The sequence below is a fragment of the Bartonella sp. AP280QHHD genome, from assembly GCF_042196125.1.
Classification (GTDB): Bacteria; Pseudomonadota; Alphaproteobacteria; order Rhizobiales; family Rhizobiaceae; genus Bartonella.
In genome coordinates this window covers 21,754-43,263 of record NZ_JBHIPQ010000025.1, presented here as the reverse complement: position 1 = coordinate 43,263, position 21,510 = coordinate 21,754, and the positions used below count along the sequence as shown (strand labels likewise).

Annotated in this window: 12 protein-coding genes and 2 pseudogenes; 1 reads left to right on the top strand and 13 read right to left on the bottom strand. The window is 38.0% G+C overall.

Annotation, left to right across the window (positions count from 1 at the left end; all coding sequences use genetic code 11):
- A pseudogene (locus ACFIMK_RS03215) lies at positions 1 to 1,452 on the bottom strand (filamentous hemagglutinin); the annotation flags it as partial.
- On the opposite strand from ACFIMK_RS03215, the pseudogene ACFIMK_RS03210 reads away from it, so the two are divergent.
- Positions 1,423 to 2,173 (top strand): annotated as a pseudogene (locus ACFIMK_RS03210) (autotransporter domain-containing protein); the annotation flags it as partial. The pseudogenes ACFIMK_RS03215 and ACFIMK_RS03210 sit on opposite strands and share 30 nt — an antisense overlap.
- 550 nt (positions 2,174 to 2,723) lie before the next feature.
- Here the strand turns inward: ACFIMK_RS03210 and ACFIMK_RS03205 are convergent.
- From ACFIMK_RS03205 to ACFIMK_RS03150, 12 genes are all read right to left on the bottom strand, one after another.
- Positions 2,724 to 3,506, bottom strand: coding sequence for an ABC transporter ATP-binding protein (locus ACFIMK_RS03205; protein ID WP_273790734.1), 783 nt, complete (start codon positions 3,504 to 3,506; stop codon positions 2,724 to 2,726).
- Positions 3,493 to 4,377, bottom strand: a complete 885-nt coding sequence (locus tag ACFIMK_RS03200) for an ABC transporter ATP-binding protein (protein ID WP_273790733.1) — start codon at positions 4,375 to 4,377, stop codon at positions 3,493 to 3,495. The genes ACFIMK_RS03205 and ACFIMK_RS03200 overlap by 14 nt, the downstream gene beginning before the upstream one ends.
- Positions 4,370 to 5,299, bottom strand: a complete 930-nt coding sequence (locus ACFIMK_RS03195) for an ABC transporter permease (RefSeq protein ID WP_273790732.1) — start codon at positions 5,297 to 5,299, stop codon at positions 4,370 to 4,372. The genes ACFIMK_RS03200 and ACFIMK_RS03195 overlap by 8 nt, the downstream gene beginning before the upstream one ends.
- 2 nt (positions 5,300 to 5,301) lie before the next feature.
- Complete coding sequence (locus tag ACFIMK_RS03190) at positions 5,302 to 6,375, bottom strand: ABC transporter permease (protein WP_375612276.1); 1,074 nt, start codon at positions 6,373 to 6,375, stop codon at positions 5,302 to 5,304.
- Between the two features lie 110 nt (positions 6,376 to 6,485).
- The gene (locus ACFIMK_RS03185) at positions 6,486 to 8,102 is read right to left on the bottom strand and encodes an ABC transporter substrate-binding protein (protein WP_375612275.1); all 1,617 of its coding nucleotides are present in this window, start codon (positions 8,100 to 8,102) and stop codon (positions 6,486 to 6,488) included.
- Positions 8,103 to 8,463: 361 nt separating this feature from the next.
- Positions 8,464 to 10,089 (bottom strand): ABC transporter substrate-binding protein, encoded by a 1,626-nt coding sequence (locus ACFIMK_RS03180; RefSeq protein WP_375638553.1) that lies wholly within the window; start codon positions 10,087 to 10,089, stop codon positions 8,464 to 8,466.
- A gap of 1,625 nt (positions 10,090 to 11,714) precedes the next feature.
- Complete coding sequence (locus tag ACFIMK_RS03175) at positions 11,715 to 12,341, bottom strand: DNA-3-methyladenine glycosylase I (protein ID WP_375638551.1); 627 nt, start codon at positions 12,339 to 12,341, stop codon at positions 11,715 to 11,717.
- Positions 12,319 to 13,749 carry an exodeoxyribonuclease VII large subunit gene (xseA, locus tag ACFIMK_RS03170; RefSeq protein ID WP_375638549.1) on the bottom strand — a complete coding sequence of 477 codons (1,431 nt, stop codon included), beginning with the start codon at positions 13,747 to 13,749 and terminating at the stop codon, positions 12,319 to 12,321. The genes ACFIMK_RS03175 and xseA overlap by 23 nt, the downstream gene beginning before the upstream one ends.
- Positions 13,750 to 14,149: 400 nt before the next feature.
- Positions 14,150 to 15,781: an ABC transporter substrate-binding protein gene (locus ACFIMK_RS03165; protein WP_375638547.1), complete on the bottom strand. Its 1,632-nt coding sequence runs from the start codon at positions 15,779 to 15,781 to the stop codon at positions 14,150 to 14,152.
- A gap of 909 nt (positions 15,782 to 16,690) precedes the next feature.
- On the bottom strand, positions 16,691 to 18,322 hold the full coding sequence (locus ACFIMK_RS03160) for an ABC transporter substrate-binding protein (protein ID WP_375675782.1): 1,632 nt from the start codon (positions 18,320 to 18,322) through the stop codon (positions 16,691 to 16,693).
- Between the two features lie 356 nt (positions 18,323 to 18,678).
- Entirely contained in the window at positions 18,679 to 18,897 is a 219-nt protein-coding gene (locus ACFIMK_RS03155; RefSeq protein ID WP_375612270.1) for a hypothetical protein, read from the bottom strand.
- Between the two features lie 342 nt (positions 18,898 to 19,239).
- Entirely contained in the window at positions 19,240 to 20,865 is a 1,626-nt protein-coding gene (locus tag ACFIMK_RS03150; RefSeq protein ID WP_375651310.1) for an ABC transporter substrate-binding protein, read from the bottom strand.
- Between the last annotated feature and the right edge of the window lie 645 nt (positions 20,866 to 21,510).

Here is a 21,510-nt window from a genome sequence, read left to right as displayed (position 1 = left end):
GGGATCTTGCTGCTCCACAGCATTGTCATAGAGCCTTTGCATTTGAGCATTGGGATCTTCAACATCAAGAAGAGTGCGATTGCCTGTCAGTTCAAAGATTTGCTCACCCACCAGACGATATTCAAAATAAGCATCCCCCAACTTTTTGAACACGTGCTCAGGCTTATAATTGCCAATCTTTTTTAAGTAATAGTCCGATCCTAAAAATTTACTTGGGTTGATAAAATCTGGACGCGTCTCGACTAAAAATGGCACATCCGGTGTTTGGGTCTGAGCCAATTCTGTCTTGACAGAGTTAAGCCCATCTTGCGTTGGCACTTGTATGGATTCTGGTGCGGGTGTTTTTGTGCTTGGTGCAAAAAGCCCTTTGTGCCCTTTCAAACCATTGATAATACCGTCTAATCGATCATCACTAATCAGTGGTTTGGAACCGTCAAAATCGGTGTTTTTAACACCAGCCAAACCTTTATCGCCAGAGCTTAAGCCAACTTGCTCAACCCCCTCACGCACCGCATGATTGTCAATATAGCCTGTCAACTTGGCATCAAGCGTGCCACCAGCTTCAATCGTGCCGTAAACAGCATCATAAGTGCGTTTGAGTGTTTGGGTAAAAGTAGGACCATCCCATTCTTCTGCACCTTGCCCTATACATGCTGGATTTGTGGCACTACATTGCTTATATCTGTAGCGTGTTTCAGTTACAATCTTGGTTGTTTCAATTAAATCACGCCCCTCATTGAGCAGCGTATCACCCTGCATCTCAATGTTGCCATTAGCAGCAATCAAACTATAGCTATTGCGGATATCACCGGCATGGACCGTGAGATGACGCCCTACCAAAATCTGTGCCGCATTATTGGTAAAATGAGGCTGCTGACGAATGATCGTAGTGTCGATATTTTTCTTGATCCTTGTGTGTTTATCAACATTTGGGATATTTTCCCATTCTCCTCGCACGTAACTGTGAGAAATCACTTTATCGCTAACTTCAACCCCACCTTCGCGCATGTTGGTAAGCGCTGAGACATCGAAGATCATATCGCCTGACACGGCTTCTAAAAGACCCGAGCTGTTGATCACATGACCAGCCCGCTCTCCACTTAAACAAAGGATGATAAGATTGTCTTCAGCAATGACATCGGCAAACTTAGTGATAAAATCCCCATCCACGGAGAAAATGGCAGATTTCTTGGCATAAATCAGCCCACTATTACTCAGATCAGCGCTCACATTGAGCGCAACCCCATCACCACTTGAGCCAATACTGCCGGCATTGTCCAAAACATCTGCGGTTAAAACAAAAGCGCCACCACTTTTGAGAACACCGTCTTCACCATTTAAAACCAGAGCAACTTGCCCCAATGACGGATCATGACTTTTTGCTATAAGCGTAAAGGCGCCATTGGATAAAGTACTTCTAGTAGATATGGTTATAGCAGTGCTAATCTTCACTATGCTGTTCTACAAGGAGCTATTAACCTTGTCGTGCAGAAGGAAAAAATATCTACAACACATTTGGGTCTTGTCCGAACCTACGGGCAACTCTCTTTCACCCCAAAAGATATGCAAGATGCAAATAAGAGTACTGTGGAAAAATGGTTACTCACAACCTATGGAACCATACAACATGACAAGTAGTTTCTATCTTGATACGCTGTTATCCTATGTCTTCCTAAAGGGAAAGATCACCAATGCCCTCATTAGTACAACCACAAAATTGAAAAATGCAAAAATGTTGGCGATCTCCACAACTGTTAGCAAACAATTTGCAACGGGTATCCAAGGCGTAACATTCGAACCGCAGGCACAGCTTGCCTATCAACATTTGATGTTTGATACCATTAAAGATGCTGATAATCTGACCATTAAGATGCAAAATCCTTCTCAATGGATAATCCCGTGTTGGTGGACGTTTGACAAAAACCATTGCCACTGAAAACAGCCGTCCTATGTCTTTCTATGGAAAAGTAAACTTAATCAAAACCTTTGGTGATGATCAGACATTCCATATTGATAAGTATTATAAATGTGACCCCTCGGGAAGTTTCGTTGAAGGTGGCCCACAATTGTCCGCTAACCTCTCCCTTCATGGTGATGTCAGCTATCAACAAAAGCTTCAAAAACTGGTATAAGTGGTGCAAGCTTTTCAGGAGGAATACTCTATCAGTTTTAAATCAAGACTGTAAAAATAGCCTATTCAATTTAACAAAAAGGCAGCATATTGCTGCCTTTTTGGTTTATTATAAGCTGTTTTTAAGCGCTTTTTTAAATAGAGAACAGCGAAATATTTGAAGACAGTCATTGACCATTGGATGTTTTTTACAAAAAATTCTTTTTATAAAGAATAAAACTGTAAAAAAGAGAACAACCAAAAACAAAATGATATTGTAAAATAATGAGAAGCTTTTCTAGAAAATACAACATTACTATCGTTTGTTATTTCTCACGAATTTAATGCTTAAAATTCCAAAATAAAACTTTTGAACATAAAATGATAAGTAAAAAATAATGCAATAATATCAAACAAAGGGATGTATGTTATAAGTCACTCATATATTTCAAAATGGAAGTTCTAATAGGATTTAAAATATTACAGCTCAAACACTGCCCAGAAAATTCATACTGAAAAAATCCTATTATCCCCTTCCCTCTTAACAATGCCGCCAAACATCTCCAGAAACTTCAAAACAAATAAAATTGCATTTTCTCTTCTGTAAAATTGATCATGCTCTTTGCTCTCTATGGACAATAGGCTCTATACTTGCTTCAAAAAACTCCTTTGTATAATCGTGTTGCGCATGTAGATTACGCAATTCATCATTGCTAAGCTCTTCAAGAATAATCCCTTTATGCATAATTCCAACACGTTCACAAATATGTGCAACAACAGCAAGATCATGGGATACCATTAAATAAGTAAGCTTTTTTCTCACGCGCAGTGATTTCAACAAGTTTAAAATTTCAGCCTGTACCGACACATCCAATGCAGATGTTGGCTCATCAAGCAACAACACCTCTGGCTCAATAATTAAAGCACGTGCAAGAGCAATACGCTGACGCTGCCCTCCAGACAACTCATGAGGATAACGATAAAGAAATGAAGAATCTAAACCAACGGAATCTAAAGCATCCTCCACCCGCTCTCTTTGATTATCCATTCCATGGATTTTGAGCGATTCAGAAAGAACCGTATGGACCATTTTTCTTGGATGCAGCGAAGCATAAGGATCTTGAAAAACCATTTGAATACAGCGTAAAAAATCCTTACTTCTTTTCTTTTCAACTTCTTGTCCAGCAAAAAGGAATTTTCCACTATAATCTGGAATAAGCCCCACCAATGTATTCAAAATAGTTGACTTTCCACATCCGGATTCACCAATCAAACCATAAGCTTCACCACGCTTAATATGAAAATTAACATTTTTAACAACTGTTACTGCCTTATGCCTGTGCCCAAAAGTTACAGATAAATTAGAAACATCAATAATATTCTCACAATTTGTCATGAGGAACCTCCTCAACGCCATTAACAATCGTAGGATTATACAACCAATCAGGATCACGCTCAGGAACAGCCAAAATATCAACTGGATTATCAAGCCGTGGCAAACTCGCGAGCAACGCCTTTGTATAAGGATGACAAGCGTGAGACAAATCAGAAGCAGGCAACTCTTCTAAGACACGGCCCGCATACATCACCAAAATACGATCACAAAAATCAGCAATCATATTTAAATCATGACTAATGAAAATAAGTCCCGTTCCAGATTTTGTCACAAGTTCATCTAATACAGATAAAACTTGTCGTCTGACCGTAATATCAAGTGCAGATGTTGGCTCATCAGCAATAATTAAATCAGGTTTTGGAATGAGCATCATTGCAATCATCACGCGCTGCCCCATCCCCCCAGATATTTCATGAGGAAAGAGACGCATCACATGTTCAGGATCACGAATATGAACAGATTCTAACATAGATATGGTGCGCTCCCTCGCTTCAGCTTTTGAAACACGGTAATGAATACGGTAAGCCTCCATAATCTGTTCCCCGATCCGTATTAATGGATTAAGTGAATATTTGGGATCCTGTAAAATCATTGAAATACGTTTCCCACGGATTTTTCGCATCTGAGGTTCACTTGCGGCCAATAAATCAACATCCTCAAAGCGCATTTTTTTAGCTTTAACAATGGCTGCTTTTGGACTCAATCTTAGTATTGCGCGCCCAGTCATCGATTTTCCAGATCCGGATTCACCAACAATTCCAATTTTTTCTTTTCCAACAGAAAAACTAACGCCACGCACAACTTCTGAAATGCCGCGCGTTGTAGGAAAAGAAATACGTAAATCTTCTACTTCTAATAATTTATTACCCATTGCGTGGATCCAATACATCACGAAGACCATCACCTAAAAGGTTGAAAGCAAGACTTGCAAATAATATTGCACAGCCTGGTATTGCCGCCAACCACCAATTTGTCATCATAAATTCCCGCCCTGAAGAAAGCATCGCACCCCATTCAGGACTTGGAAGTTGAGCTCCCAACCCTAAAAAACCAAGACCAGCAGCCGTTAAAATAATTCCAGACATATCCAAAGTTAATCGTACAATCACTGAAGGAATACACATGGGCGCAACATGAAACAAAATAATTCGCCAAGCAGAGGCCCCTTGCAGGCGAACTACAGAAACATAATCAGAAGAACGTATTGTCAAAGTCTCAGCACGTGCTAAACGTGCAATTGGTGGCCATGCTGCAATTGAAATTGCAATAGAAGCATTTTCAATCCCTGGTCCCAATGCGGCTGAAAATGCAAGAGCTAAAATCAAACCTGGAAAAGCAAGAAAAATATCGACAATGCGCATGAGCACAGTATCAACCCATCCGCCCATATAACCAGATACAGTTCCAACAATAAGCCCTATTGGACCTACAATAACTGTTGTAAGAAAAACAACATAAAGAGTAATACGGGAACCAAAAACAAGGCGACTAAAAATATCACGTCCCAATTCATCTGTTCCAAAATAATGCGCCATAGAGGGTGGCTGCAACCGATGCCCCAGATCATTGCTAAGAAAATCATGCGTAGCAATCCAAGGAGCAAAAAATGCACATATGATAATAATACAAATAATAAGCAGACCGAATACAGCCGAAAAGTTATGAAAAAACTTAGCCAGTGCGTGATAAATTCTTTGTATGTTCGCTTGAATTATGGAGTTTGGAACAGGATCGTTTAACCAACTACCCAAAGAAGATGATGATTGCGATTTATGATGATTACTTACTGTCATATTCAACGTGTCCTTGGATCAAAAATGCGATAAAGCAAATCAGAAAATAAATTAATGGCGACAAAGATAAATCCTACAAGTAAAGTACATCCTACAACTGCATTCATATCTCCGGCTAAAAGAGCATTTGTCAAGTAATGTCCAAAACCAGGCCAAGCAAAAACTGTCTCCGTTAAAACAGCCCCTTCTAATAAAAAAGCATAAGAAAGTGCAACAACGGTAATAATTTGAACAGCAGCATTTCGAAAGGCATGCCCCCAAACGGTTCGCGCCCACGATAATCCCTTTACACGTGCAGTAATGATATATTCCTGATTAAGCTGCTCAATCATAAACCCACGAGTCATACGGCTAATATAAGCCATAGCACCGAAAGCCAAGATCAAAGCAGGCATAATAACGTGACTAAAAACATTACCAAAAGCCTGCCATTGTCCTTGGCTTGCAGTATCCCAAAGGAAAAATCCTGTTTTTGGTTCAAAAGAATATTCATAAAGAAAATCAAGTCGTCCTGGGCCACCAACCCAGCCAAGCTTGGCGTAAAATATTAACAACGCCATTAATCCGAGCCAAAATGTTGGAGTAGAATAACTTACAAGTGTAAAAACACGGACAACATAATCAATAAATGAATCGCGATACATTGCTGCAAAAACACCAAATGGAATTCCAAGACTTGTGCCAATAACAATAGCAACGGTTGCAAGCTCTAATGTTGCAGGAAACACACGCATAATATCGGCTAGAACAGGTCGCCCAGAAGTTAAAGCATCTCCAAAGTCAAACAAAAATACATTATGAAGATACTTCCAATATTGGACAATCAACGGCTTATCAAGACCCAGCTTATAATACATTGCATCATAAGCTTCCTGACTGATATTATCACCAAGAATAGACAGAACCGGATCTAGAGGAAGAAGATGACCAAGAAAAAAAGTGATCGTCACCAACCCAAGCAATGTGATAAAAACTGAAATAAGAAGTTTCAATCCTTTGCATAAAAAATCCCATAAAAATAATTTTTTCTGCTTTTCTGATACAGCTCTTTCAGTCTCTGAAAGTGGCAAAACCATTATAAAAATCCCCTCTGTAGCGACAAAACATAAAGCAAATACTTTTTTATATAACAAAACAATCTCTTATTAAGCATGTTCTACAATCCTTTTCTATAACATGCTTCTTTTTATTTTTCTGCTTCATTGTAATAAAGTCTATAACTGTTCCAAATCCATTTTTTGACATCAGGCCCCATACCAACGGTATAATATGTCTGAAATAAATAAACCATAGGACCATGCTCTAGCACATAATGCTGTAAAGTACGATATTGCATGATACGCTTATTGGGGTCTTTCTCAAACAAAGCATCCATCACCATGTTATTAATATTTTCATCATAATACCCAGCGCGCCAAGCTAAATACATATTGTGCTTTTTTGTAAATGTTGGATCAGGGTTAAACACGTGATTTAATGAAGCAGGATGTCCATCAGGATCGGCACTCCCCCACCCCATAATAGCAGTATCATAATTTCCACCACGTACACGGCTCAACAATTGATTTTGTGCCATTTTTTCAATTGTAAGCTCAACACCAATTTTGCGTGCATTGGCTTGAATAGACTGTGCAACAGACGACATATAACTAAGGCTTCCAACTAAAAGATTAGCTTTAAACCCATTAGGATAACCAGCTTCAGTAATCAGTTGTTTTGCTTTTTTCAAATCCAACTGAAAAGGCAAACCTTCTTTTTCATCTAAAGCACCTGGAACACCTAAAGACATATAAGTTGCCCGAGGAATAGCAATCCCTTTCAAAACAGTTTTTCCAAGACCTTCATAATCAACCAAATAACGAAGTGCCAATCTGACCTTTTCATTCGCAAAAATTGCATTCTTATTATTTAACGATAAGTAAATAATCTGCGGACGCAAAACACGACTAATTTTGACTGGACCTCCTTTTTTTTCAAGATCTAAAATATCCTCTGAAGAAAGATCACGCACTATATCCACATCACCTTTTTCCAAAAGAAGTCTTTGACTTGATGAATCCGCTACATGCTGCACAACAATCTGCTTAATTTTAGGCACATCGCCCCAATAATGTTGTGTCGCCTCTAACACAACTTTATCTCCTGGAGACCAGCTCACCAATTTATAAGGTCCAACACAAGCTGTATGTGTTGCTAAATATTTATTCCCCATATCACCGTTAATACTCTGTGCTTCAATTGTTTTCCGATCAAGCAAAGCAGAAGCATAAGATTGTCCAATAACAGTCAATATGAGCTGAATAGGATAGGGTTTATCTAATTTTAATTGTAAAGTCTTATCATCAAGAGCCTGAATATTTGTTTCAATATTGTTTTTGGTAAACCCATAATCCATTAAAGATTGAGCATAGCTTAATCCTAATTTAATAATCCGTCGCATCGACCATACCAAATCTTGCGCTGTAGCCATCCTTCCATCATTAAACTTTAAATCATCACGAAGATGAAAGACTATTCTTTTGCCATTGTCTAAAACGTCCCAAGATTTTGCCATAGCAGGGCGAATTTTTGTAGGATCATGCTCATCATATTGCACTAACGCGCTGCAAATATTCGTTAATAACTCACTCGTCACAACCTCAACAGTTTGCGCTGGATCAAAACTACTAATTGAATCAATATTCCATGCCATTACCAATATATCTTTAGATGAGGCACTGAATGCCGTTGTTACAGCCCCATTAAAAAAAATGATTGAGCTTAATAAAATAGAAATTTTTTTCAATATTCTTTGTTTTCCCATTTTATCTCTTCCTTTTGTATTCTTCTACCTTTTCACACAAAGTGATTGTGATTTTGCTTAAATAGCATAGCATTAGACATCAATTTCATTTAATCAAACTAAGCATCTACAAAATAATTTTCTTATACATCAGTCTATATTCGGGATGCAGAGAATCTATAACCATAAACAAAGATCCTCCCCAATATAACTTTCTATATTCATCGCTCCCTATAAACGATCTTAATTATATACTGCTACTACACAAACATCCCTCACAGTTTCATCCTAAAAAAACTGAAGAGCTTTATATGGGAGAATATTTTCATCATGCAATTATGATTAAGCTCTTTTTAGCTTTGATAACACTAAAAAGACACACTTATTTTTCAATTTTACTATAAAAAATACGCGGTGCACTATTCCAAACCCATTTTTTGACATCAGGCGTCATCGCGACAACGCTATATTGTTGAAAGATAAACGCATAAGGTCCTTTTTGCATTAATTCACGTTGTAAATCAGCATAGAGTTGCGCTCGTTTTTGCGGATTTTTTTGAAACAACGCTTCTTCAACTTTTTGATTCATCTTAGCATCAAAATACCCATGCTTCCAACTAGGATAGGCTGTATTTCTAGCCTCAAAACGATTATCTGGATTGAAAATAAGACGTGAAGCCATGGTATGAGGATCCGCAGAATCATTATTCCATCCGATAAAAGCCGTATCAAAAGCTCGAGCATCCACTTTTGAAAATAACTGTGTACCTGCTACACGTTCAATTTTAAGACGTACGCCCGCCTGTGCAGCACTATCCTGGAGTGACTGAGCAAGTAACAAAGTATAAGGAGTGTTTGACACGAGAAAATTTGCCTCAAATCCATTCGGATAACCAGCTTCTGCTAAAAGCTGCTTGGCTTTTGCAATATCAAGTTTAAAGGGTTGCCCCTCTTTTTCATCCAAAGCCCCAAAGTTGCCAAGAGGAATAAAACTGGCCCGTGGGATACCAATCCCTTTGAGAAGCTTCTTGCCAAGACCTTCATAATCTATGAGATAACGCATCGCCAAACGTACTTTTTCCTTAGCAAAAATAGGATTCGTCGTATTGAATCCCCAGTACATCATAGTTGGCACTAACACTCTTTCAACTTTAACATCTGTTGTTTTTTGCAGATCTGCAAGATCTTCAGGTGTCAAATTACGAGCAACATCAATATCATGTTTTTGCAACAACAAACGTTGTGTTCCGGGCTCTGCAACATGGCGAATTAAAATCTGCTTCAGTTTAGGCGCTTGTCCCCAATAGTGAGAGCTTGCACGCAACAAAAGAGCTTCTCCAGGGCGCCAACTTTTTAACTGATAAGGACCAACACAAGCAGCATGACCTTTCAAATACTGATTTCCAAAATCGCCATCTTTTTCGTGTTTCATAATCGTCTTACGATCAAGCAAAGCTGTTGCACGACTCGCAACAATATTATTAAGAATGAGCTCTGCTGGATAAGGCTTATCAAATTTCATCACAACCGTTTTCTCATCGGGAGCTTGCAAAGCATCATCAACATTTTGTTCTGTAATTCCATATTCATTAAAAATTGCCGCATTACCCATCTTCAATTTGACAATCCGCTTCATACCCCAAACAAGATCATTGGCATTGGCTGATCTGCCATCATTAAACTTCAAACCATCACGTAAATGAAAAGTAATCACCGTACTGTGATCATCACCTGAAACATCCCAATGTGTTGCTAAAACGGGAACCATTTTAGCAGGATCATCTGTCGCAGTACTCACCAAGTTATCACAAATATTGTAAATAATTTCACTTCCATAAACATCATTAAGTTGTGCGGGATCAAACGTACTGATTGCATCAAGATTCCAAGCCATCACAAGGGTATCAGCGGGTGTTTTTGCTGAAACCTGTTGTACAACTACGCCCAAAGCCATAAGAGCAGCAACAAGAGAGCTGCTACTTTTCAATATTGTTTTCTTCAAGTTCATAAACTTTTCCCTTTATTTATTTTTATCAATTAATGACGCTGAAATAATATAGCAAATTTATAATTATAACATTGAATAAATACGTTCTAATCGCCTATATTTTTAATCACCTACACAGAGTCATCTACTTGATAAATTCATTGACTTACGTCTCAATAAACCATAACGAACATGCAATATATGTTTTGCTAACCAGTATTACATTCTTTTCATAACCTCTTTGCATATGATAATGCACTATATCAGTTCTCTATTAATCATCAATAAGCCTTGTCGCCCCAAAAATAGTGAGCTTTAAAAAAATCATTACGCAAAAATTTATGAATTCATTATTCTATTCCTTTAGGCGACATTTAAAATAAAATATGCAAACTTTTAAAATAGTCATCCCCCTCAAACACTGTTTCAAGATACGGCGCATCTTTACTACATGACAAAAACGACACTGGAACAGCAGAAAGACATAAGAAAATATCTTTTCTAAAACGCTATCCCCCACAAAAAGCTGCTTAATCTTTTGAAAAATAAGTGTCAAAAGTTTTACGTTTTTACCAACAAAACCAAACGCGTTAACAAAGATAAAGGAAAAATGAGAAGAATCATTCCTTCCACGCTTTATCTTTTGAGAAATAAAGCTTACAATAAAAGAATATACACTAAAATGCATCCCCCATTGATAAAAACAAAATTCATTAGACGCTTCCCCCCCCCAAAAGACATAACGAATATAAACCCTTCTAGACTTTAGTGTGCATCATTGCTTTACCACCATAAAAATAGAACAGAAAACAACATACCGCAATAGAACTCTCGTTTCCAGCGGAAACATACAGAGATTCAACGAAGCAATGCAGTGAATACCAGTCTGTCTGAGCTTAAGTATCCTCCCAAAACTGGAGCTCACACGCAGTAAAATTCCTCTCTAGTGAAGGAAAGTTATCAGATAATAAAACCTAACACAAGCAGCTTGAGTCATTTAACTTCAATTTTTCATCGCTGTATTTTATTTTTATTACCTAGGTAAGCATTGAGCAATCGACCTACATATAAATAAACCGACAGTCATACAAGCAAAGTAAAACAATGCAACAACAGCACCCCATCTAAAAACCACTTTGCATTCGTCAATAATCATGAATAAAATATTCATTAATTATAACCGTCATGTCATTAACAGAAATAAAAAAAACTCTTCTCAACCATTACAAATGCCAAAGACTGTTGCACAACATTGAGAGCTAGTAAAGTGTGTGATGGTGCCGATTTGCTCCTTCATAAGCGTAAAGATGGAGTGCACAATGGATTTACTGTCATACCATTCACGGGCGCCACCGCGAAATGGGTTTTGGTGTACTAAATGTTTCTTTAAAACATACAAGACATTACCATTATCTCACTTCAGATACATAACAGTTAAGGTATCACTTCTTTTGGCATCTGTTTTTTCATCCTCAAAATTATACCTTTATCGTTTTTAGTGCCAACAACAGTAGAAAATCATTAATATTGTATAGTTTGTATATTTCAATTATCTTATACAGTGGAATTGTATAATCTATACATTTATTAAATAATTCAATTATTATCCTATTGATCATTACTCTTACAAAAGACAGTTTGCCAATTTATCGACAAAAACATCCTTCAAGATGATCATTAACAATCCCTACGGACTGCATAAAAGCATAACAAATTGTGGGACCAACGAATGTCCAGCCACGTCTCTTCAAGTCTTGAGAAAGACGAAGAGAAGCAGGTGTCATAGGGTTAGCCAACAGTGTTTGAAAGTCTATCTTTTCATAACGCTCTGATTGTGGTGGCTGAAAAGACCAAAAATAGCGGGACAAACTTCCCCACTCTGTTATAATTTCTTGTGCTCTAAGTGCATTATTAAGCACTGATTGAATTTTTCCTTGATGGCGAACAATGTCTTTATTTTGCATTAACATTTTCACCTTTAGCTCATCGTAATGAACAATCTTTTCAAAGTCAAAGTGATCAAATGCAACGCGAAAAAAAGAGCGTTTTTTTAAAATTGTAAACCAAGAAAGCCCCGCTTGGAAACCTTCAAGACAAATTTTCTCAAACAAACGAATATCCTCAAAAATAGGCTTTCCCCATTCGGTATCATGATAAGCACAATAAAGTGGATCCGTTCCAGCCCATGCGCAACGAACTTTTTCATCCACTCCCTTAAGAAGACCTTCCGCAAGCATGGCATTAACCGTATTAAAAGAGAGTTCCTTGATCATCGCTTGGCGACTTTATCTGCTTGTGTTTTGACCGTTTAGAAAAAACAGGTTCTTGTGTTGCAACACTGATATCTCCATCAAAAAAGCGTAAATTTATTTGCCCTGTTTCAGGAAACTGAACCAATCGTTTAATGGGCTTATGATCTTTCCCCAAAGCCAAAACAAAACCGCGCTCCAAAATATTCTGATATGAAGTGCTTCTTAAAAGCCTAGATACTACCTCTAACCCAGCACGTTGTTTTTCCACACTACGCACAAAAGCACGCTGAAGACGTGCCGTATATTCCTTTGTATTGCGTTGTGCTTTTTCACTATTTAACAAACGCGGTGAAAAACGCACACCAAGTGCATGAAAAGAAAAACGTTTTTTATCGTAGCTTACACAAAGAGCACGCTGCAATCGACTTGAAGTTTCATCCAAACCACGCCGTGGTAAAGCAAAAAGTTGATCGGCAGTCGGAAGAGCTCGTAGAGTAGCACGCAATTTTTGTCGATAAAAATCCAAATAACGCGCGAGTCCCTTGCGCAAACGTGCATCAAGCGATGCCACCAGCACCTCGAGATCAAGCTTAACAGGAACAGCCCGTTCTGCTGCGGCGGTAGGAGTTGGAGCGCGCCAATCAGCCACATAATCAATCAAGGTCCAGTCCGTTTCATGCCCAACAGCAGAAATAACAGGAAGAGAAGATTCATAAACAGCACGAACAACAGCTTCGTCATTAAACCCCCACAAATCTTCTAAACTTCCTCCTCCCCGTGCAACAATAATAAGATCAGGTTTTGGAATAAGTCCACCTAGACCAAGAGCATTAAAACCTTCAACAGCAACAGCCACTTCCCTCCCACTTGTTTCCCCCTGAACACGTACAGGCCAAACCAAAATATGCAACGGAAAACGATCGGATATACGATGAATAATATCACGAATAACAGCACCTGTTGGTGATGTTACAACGCCTAAAATTCGAGGCATATAAGGCAAAGGTTTTTTCTTTTCTTCATCAAACAAGCCTTCTTCTAAAAACTTTTTCTTACGATTTTCAAGAAGTGTCATCAAAGCACCAACCCCCGTTGGTTCAAGAGCCTCAATGACAATTTGATATTTCGATGACCCTGGATACGTCGTAAGTTTACCAACAGCAACTACTTCCATCCCTTCTTCAGGAGGGAATTTGAGCTTTTCCATAACTCCACGCCAAATAACAGCTTCCAACCGTGCCTTATCATCTTTTAAAGCAAAATAAGCATGTCCCGAAGCATGAGTACCACGGTACCCTGATATCTCCCCACGCACCCGTACATAACCAAACTTTTCTTCAACAACACGCTTTAGAGCCCCTGCTATTTCGGAAACAGTGAATTCTGCCACATTTGTTACACCTGTTTTTTCACTAAACAAACTTACCATTTTTCAATTCTTTACGCCCGTTTCTGTGAATCTTTTTGAAACAACACATCTTTAAACTTTTGATTTATAGCTTCATCAAAATACCCATAACACCGGCTAGAACAGCTTATATTTTTAATTTCAAATCGATTATCAGGGTTGTAAAAAAACTTGAAGCCGTTGTACGGGGATGTCTAGAGTCATTATTTCATCCGAAAATTGTATCAATAGAAGTTAAAATATTCAATCCTAACATCCAAACAAACACATCTTCTATAAGAATTCCTGAAATAAAATTCTCTACACAACATAGTAATCCATTCCCGATAGAATTCAATGTATTGCAAAGTATTAAAGAGCTTTGCAATACATCAAATATATCATGACCCTGTTTTTTATATTTTATAAACTTGATACCTTCTTATTTTTCAATTGCACTATAAAAAATACGTGGTGCACTATTCCAAACCCATTTTTTAACATCAGGTGTCATCGCTATCGTGTGATACGTCTGATAGATAAAAGCATAAGGCCCTTTCTGCATAAAATCACGTTGTAAATCAGCATACATTTGCGCCCGTTTTTTGGGATCTTTTTGAAACAATGCATCTTGAACCTTTTGATTCATAGTTTCATCCAAATACCCATGGCACCAACTCGCATAGCCTGTATTTTTAGCCTCAAGCCGATTATCTGGATTATAAATAAGACGTGAAGCCATTGTATGAGGATCCGCAGAATCATTATTCCATCCGAAAAAAATTGTATCAAAAGTACGTGCAGATAGTTTTGAAAATAACTGCGTGCCTACGAAGCGTTCAATTTTAAAACGTACCCCCACCTTTTTTGCATTGTCTTGGAGAGACTGAGCAATAGGCAAAGCAAAAGGATAAGGAGAGGCACCGGCAAAAATACTGGCCTCAAAACCATCCGGATAACCTGCCTCTGTTAAAAGTTGCTTTGCTTTTTGGAGATCAAGTTTAAAGGGTTGTCCCTCTTTTTCATCCAAAGCTCCAAGATTACCAAGAGGAATAAAACTTGCACGTGGAATACCAACATCTTTGAGAAGAGTCTTACCAAGTCCTTCATAGTCAATAAGATAGCGCATCGCTAAACGCACTTTTTCATTGGCAAAAATAGGGTTTGTCACATTGAACCCCCATATGATCACGGATGGCTCTAACACTCTTTCAACTTTAATATCCGTTGTTGCTTGGAGATCTGCCAAATCCTCTGGCATCAGATTACGTGCAACATCGATATCGTGTTTTTGCAACAATAAACGTTGTGTTCCAGGTTCCGCAACATGGCGAATTAAAATCTTCTTCAATTTAGGCGCCTCCCCCCAATAATTGGAGCTTGCACGCAACAAAATTCCTTCTCCAGGGCGCCAACTCTCTAGCTGATAAGGACCAACGCAAGCAGAATGGCTTGCCAAATACCGGTTTCCCATATCACCATTTTTTTCGTGTTTCATGAGTGTCTCACGATCAAGCAAAGCAAGAGTACGACTAGTGGCAAAATGGCTAAGAATGAGCTCTGCTGGATAAGGTTTATCAAATTTCATCACAACCGTTTTGTCGTCCGGTGCTTGAAAAGCCTCATCAACGTTTTGTTCTGTAATCCCATATTCATTAAATGTCGCCGCAGTAGCCATCTTCAATTGAACAACCCGCTTCATGCTCCAAATAAGATCATTAGCATTCGCAGGACGACCATCATTGAACTTTAAACCATCACGCAAGTGAAAAGTAATCACCGTACTCTGATCATCACTTGAAACATCCCAACTCTTCGCTAAAGAAGGAACCATTTTAGCAGCATCATCTGTAGCAGAAACGACTAAATTATCACAAACATTAACAAGAACTTCATTACCATAACGGTCATTGATTTGTGCGGGATCAAATGTACTTATTGTATCAAGATTCCAAGCCATCACAAGCGTATCGGCAGGTGTTTTCGCTGAAACTTGTTGCACAAACATCCCCATTGCAAGAACAGCAGAAACAAAAGAACTGCCCTTTTTCAATATTTTTCTTTTCCCGTTCATAGAATTTTCCTTTTAAGATTTAAGGTTATTGTATAACTTCTCATGTGACAACATGCAAAAATGATAAGATCATGCTTAGAAAACACGCCTCCTAGAGGTAAAATATCAAAATCTCTAAAAGCAAGCAGCCACTTTTCAAAAGCTCCTTCCCTCCCAAATACGTATAGAACAAACGAACATATGCAACGCAAAACGATCTGATTAAAATGAAGCTATCACGCACGATAGCACACGACATCACGGCACTTATAATTCAGAGCATATCAGACCAAAATCCTTCCTTGCTTCATTAAAAAGATTTCTTTTTCAAGTTTCTTCTTGCGATTTTCTAAAAAGTATCATCAAAGCGCTACTCTAATTGCTTCAAAAGCCTCAAAACAATTTGATATTTTGATGATCCTGAATAAATTTTTTCGTAACCATTTTCACCCTTCTTCAGAAGAAAATTCGAACTTTATTATAACTCCGTATCAAATAACAGCTTCGAACCTATAGATTATCATATTTTAAGTCATAAGGAATGTAACCTGAGGTATGAGAAGAGTAGCTTGATGTTTCCCCACGTACCCGCATACAACAGTTTTTCTCACCAAAACATTTTATAAAGTCCCCATTTTTTCAGAAACACTAAATTTTGCTTTATTCGTTACACCTGTCTTTTGCAACAAACAAATTTATTACTTTTTATACATATAAATTGAAATATCAAATATTAATATCTATATACGTAGAATTTATCGAAATAAATAACCTCTCTTCCCAATAGAATGTTTTGAAACAAAATTCTCTACACAACATGGTAATCCATTCCCGATAGAATTCAACGTATTGCAAAGTATTAAAGAGCTTTGCAATACATCAAATATATCATGACCATGTTTTTTTATATTTTATAAACCTGATACCTTTTTATTTTTCAATTGCACTATAAAAAATACGTGGTGCACTATTCCAAACCCATTTTTTGACATCAGGTGTCATCGCTACAGAAACATATGTCTGATAGATAAAAGCATAAGGCCCTTTCTGCATAAAATCACGTTGTAAATCAGCATACATTTGCGCCCGTTTTTTGGGATCTTTTTGAAACAATGCATCTTGAACCTTTTGATTCATAGTTTCATCCAAATACCCATGGCACCAACTCGCATAGCCTGTATTTTTAGCCTCAAGCCGATTATCTGGATTATAAATAAGACGTGAAGCCATTGTATGGGGGTCCCCAGAGCCATTATTCCATCCGAAAAAAATCGTATCAAAACCACGCGCATAAAATTTTGAAAACAACTGCGTACCTACAAAACGTTCAATTTTAAAACGTACTCCAACTTTTTTTGCATTGTCTTGGAGAGACTGAGCAATAGGCAAAGCAAAAGGATAAGGAGAGGCACCGGCAAAAATACTGGCCTCAAAACCATCCGGATAACCTGCCTCTGTTAAAAGTTGCTTTGCTTTTTGGAGATCAAGTTTAAAGGGTTGTCCCTCTTTTTCATCCAAAGCTCCAAGGTTACCAAGAGGAATAAAACTTGCACGTGGAATACCAACATCTTTGAGAAGAGTCTTACCGAGTCCTTCATAGTCAATAAGATAGCGCATCGCCAAACGCACTTTTTCATTGGCAAAAATAGGGTTTGTCGCATTAAATCCCCATATGATCATGGAGGGCGCCAAAACTTTTTCAACTTTAATATCCGTTGTTGCTTGGAGATCTGCCAAATCCTCTGGCATCAGATTACGTGCAACATCGATATCATGTTTTTCCAATAATAAACGTTGCGTTCCAGGCTCCGCGACATGGCGAATTAAAATCTTCTTCAATTTAGGCACCTCCCCCCAATAATTGGAGCTTGCACGCAACAAAATTCCTTCTCCAGGGCGCCAACTCTCTAGCTGATAAGGACCAACACAAGCAGAATGACTGGCCAAATATCGGTTTCCCATATCACCATCTTGTTCGTTTTTCATGAGTGTCTCACGATCCAGCAAGGCAGCAGTGCGATTAGTGGAAATATTGCTAAGAATGAGCTCTGCTGGATAAGGTTTATCAAATTTCATCACCACCGTTTTGTCATCCGGTGCTTGAAAAGCCTCATCAACGTTTTGTTCTGTAATCCCATATTCATTAAATGTTGCTGCATTAGACAATTTCAATTTGACAACCCGCTTCATACCCCAAACAAGATCATTGGCATTCGCAGGACGACCATCATAAAACTTTAAACCATCACGCAAGTGAAAAGTAATCACCGTACTCTGATCATCACTTGAAACATCCCAGCTCTTCGCTAACGAGGGAACCATTTTAGCCGCATCATCTGTAGCAGAAACGACTAAATTATCACAAATATTGTTAACCACTTCAATTCCATAACGGTCATTGAGTTGTGCAGGGTCAAATGTATTTATTGGATCGAGATTCCAAGCCATCACAAGCGTATCGGCGGGTGTTTTTGCTGAAACTTGTTGCACAAACATCCCCATTGCAAGAACAGCAGAAACAAAAGAACTGCCCTTTTTCAATATTTTTCTTTTCACGTTCATAGAATTTTCCTTTTAACGTTTATTGTATAAATTCTCCATGCAGCAAAACGTGCTTAATTTAAGTTTAGACGAACGATAGGCTCCTAAAGACCAAACTTTAAAATCTTCAAGAACAAGCACCTCTTGCCAATGACTCCTCTTGTCTACACTTATAAGCCAAACTAAAACATACAAAGGAAAACACTCTAATATACAATGAATGCTCACCAACAACAGAGCTTAATCACGATATCATAACGCCTACTATTGAAGACTATAAAACCTGTATTTTTTCTATCTTGTTAAGCAAGCTTGTCTCGTATTTCTTCCGGCGTTTTCTATACCATCAAAGCACTACCCCTTTTAGCTCAAGTACCTTAATAACAACGAGCCTTCATAACAATTTGACGATTTGATAAAACAGAAAAATTCGTTAGTTTGCCAAATGCAACGACTTTTATTCCTTCTTCAAAAGAAAATTTAATTTTTTCATCACTCCCCGTAAAATAACACCCTCCAAATGACATCTCATCATCTTTCAAAGCAAAAGAAAATATAAACACCATAAAAAACTGATATCCCTTGTGTACCCCCATAACAAAACTTTCCTTCAACATCGCAAAACCTTTGCACCTTTAGCACCACTAAATTCGGCGATATTTGTTACACTTCGTTTCTTTATGTTATACTCAGTTTTTTAACAAATAAATTGACCACTTTCTAATTCAGAAAAATTGAAATATCGATCTTAACATCCACTTAAATACACCTCTAATGAGAATGAAAAATATCTTTAAACGAATGTCTTGAAAAGACATTCAACAATATATCACACATTACCTATGATCTTCGGCGCATTGCAAAGCTTAAAATTTATACAATACGCCGAATATATCATGACGATGCCCTTTATCTATTGAACAGCATTGAAGACACTCTTATTTTTCAATTTTACTATAAAAAATATGTGGCGCACTATTCCAAACCCACTTTTTGATATCAGGCGTCATCGCGATAACAGTATATTTCTGAAAGATAAACGCATAAGGTCCTTTTTGCATCAATTCACGTTGTAAATCAGCATAGAGTTGTGCCCGTTTTTGCGGATCTTTTTGAAACAATGCATCCTGAACCTTTTGATTCATCGTTTCATCCAAATACCCATATTGCCAACTAGGATAGGCGGTATTTTTTGCCTCAAGCCGATTATCTGGATTATAAACAAGACGTGAAGCCATAGTATGAGGATCCGCAGAATCATTATTCCATCCGACAAAAATCGTATCAAAAGCCCGTGCATAAAGTTTAGAAAACAACTGTGTACCGGCCATCCGTTCAATTTTAAGACGCACCCCCGCCTTTGCGGCACTATCTTGGAGTGACTGAGCAAGCAACACCCTATAAGGAGCATTTGATACGAGAAAATTTGCCTCAAACCCATTCGGATAACCAGCTTCTGCTAAAAGCTGCTTAGCTTTTGCAATATCAAGTTTAAAGGGTTGCCCTTCTTTTTCATCTAAAGCCCCAAAGTTGCCAAGAGGAATAAAACTGGCCCGTGGAACACCAACACCTTTGAGAAGCTTCTTGCCAAGACCTTCATAATCTATGAGATAACGCATCGCCAAACGTACTTTTTCCTTAGCAAAAATAGGATTTGTCATGTTAAATCCCCAGTACATCATAGATGGTTCTAACACTTCTTCGATTTTAACATCTGTTGTTTTTTGCAGATCTGCAAGATCTTCAGGGGTCAAATCACGAGCAACATCAATATCATGTTTTTGCAACAACAAACGTTGTGTTCCGGGCTCTGCAACATGGCGAATTAAAATCTGCTTCAGTTTAGGCGCTTGTCCCCAATAGTGAGAGCTTGCACGCAACAAAAGAGCTTCTCCAGAGCGCCAACTTTTTAACTGATAAGGACCAACACAAGCAGCATGACTTTTCAAATACTGATTTCCAAAATCGCCATCTTTTTCATGCTTCATAATTGTCTGACGATCAAGCAAAGCTGTTGCCGGACTTGCAACAATATTATTAAGAATGAGCTCTGCTGGATAAGGCTTATCAAATTTCATCACCACTGTTTTCTTATCTGGGGCTTGCAAAGCATCATCAACATTTTGCTCTGCAATTCCATATTCATTAAAAATTGCCGCATTACCCATCTTCAATTTGACAATCCGCTTCATACTCCAAAGAAGATCATTGGCATTGGCTGATCGACCATCATTAAACTTCAAACCATCACGTAAATGAAAAGTAATCACTGTACTGTGATCATCACCTGAAACATCCCAATGTGTTGCTAAAGCGGGAACCATTTTAGCAGGATCATTTGTCGCAGTACTGACCAAATTATCACAAACATTGCGAACAATTTCACTTCCATAAACATCATTAAGTTGTGCGGGATCAAATGTACTAATTGCATCAAGATTCCAAGCCATCACAAGGGTATCAGCGGGTGTTTTTGCTGAAACTTGTTGTGCAACCATCGCCAAAGCTATAAAAGCAGAAACAAGAGAGCTGCTATTTTGTAATATTTTTTTCTTCAAGTTCATAGACTTTTCCTTTTAAAGTTTACTATATAAATTTCCCACACAACAAGCACATGCTTAATAATAAGGTTAGATGATCCATAAGCGCCTCAAACAAAGTATTATTAAAACCTTCAAACAACACCACTTACCAACCACGGACTTCTACCCATGGCTATAAGCCAAGACAAACCAAAACATGCAACAACAAACACTCTGACATACAATGAATGCTCCCCATAACAGAGCCTATTCATGATGTCATAACGCCTACGATTGAAGACTATAAAACCACTACTTTCTCTCTTTTGTCGGGTAAGCTTGTCTCTTCTTTCCTCTCGCCTTTTTATGCCATCAAAAGACTCTTCTTTGTTAGCTTAAGCGCCTTAATAACAAAGAGCTCTACTAACAATTTGACATTTTAACAAAACAGGAAAATTCACCCATCAACCGACATGACCTCCTCCCCCTACAAGAGGAATTTTGAATTTTTCCATAATCCTCTGCCAAATAACAGCTTGTAAATTATATTTTATTTCTAAATAAAAGGAGCATGGGCTCCCCCTGATATTCCTTTACGCACCCATACATAACAAAACTTTTTTCCACATCGTATTTTTAATATCTTTGCTCCTTTAACAACACTCAATTCATTGCTTACATTTTTTC

Coding starts and splice junctions, on each gene's coding strand:
- ACFIMK_RS03150 (WP_375651310.1), bottom strand. CDS start 20,865: ATGAACTTGAAGAAAAAAATATTACAAAATAGCAGCTCTCTTGTTTCT.
- ACFIMK_RS03185 (WP_375612275.1), bottom strand. CDS start 8,102: ATGGGAAAACAAAGAATATTGAAAAAAATTTCTATTTTATTAAGCTCA.
- ACFIMK_RS03205 (WP_273790734.1), bottom strand. CDS start 3,506: ATGACAAATTGTGAGAATATTATTGATGTTTCTAATTTATCTGTAACT.
- ACFIMK_RS03195 (WP_273790732.1), bottom strand. CDS start 5,299: ATGACAGTAAGTAATCATCATAAATCGCAATCATCATCTTCTTTGGGT.
- ACFIMK_RS03180 (WP_375638553.1), bottom strand. CDS start 10,089: ATGAACTTGAAGAAAACAATATTGAAAAGTAGCAGCTCTCTTGTTGCT.
- ACFIMK_RS03160 (WP_375675782.1), bottom strand. CDS start 18,322: ATGAACGTGAAAAGAAAAATATTGAAAAAGGGCAGTTCTTTTGTTTCT.
- ACFIMK_RS03175 (WP_375638551.1), bottom strand. CDS start 12,341: ATGATCAAGGAACTCTCTTTTAATACGGTTAATGCCATGCTTGCGGAA.
- ACFIMK_RS03190 (WP_375612276.1), bottom strand. CDS start 6,375: ATGGTTTTGCCACTTTCAGAGACTGAAAGAGCTGTATCAGAAAAGCAG.
- xseA (WP_375638549.1), bottom strand. CDS start 13,749: ATGGTAAGTTTGTTTAGTGAAAAAACAGGTGTAACAAATGTGGCAGAA.
- ACFIMK_RS03155 (WP_375612270.1), bottom strand. CDS start 18,897: ATGGGGGTACACAAGGGATATCAGTTTTTTATGGTGTTTATATTTTCT.
- ACFIMK_RS03200 (WP_273790733.1), bottom strand. CDS start 4,377: ATGGGTAATAAATTATTAGAAGTAGAAGATTTACGTATTTCTTTTCCT.
- ACFIMK_RS03165 (WP_375638547.1), bottom strand. CDS start 15,781: ATGAACGGGAAAAGAAAAATATTGAAAAAGGGCAGTTCTTTTGTTTCT.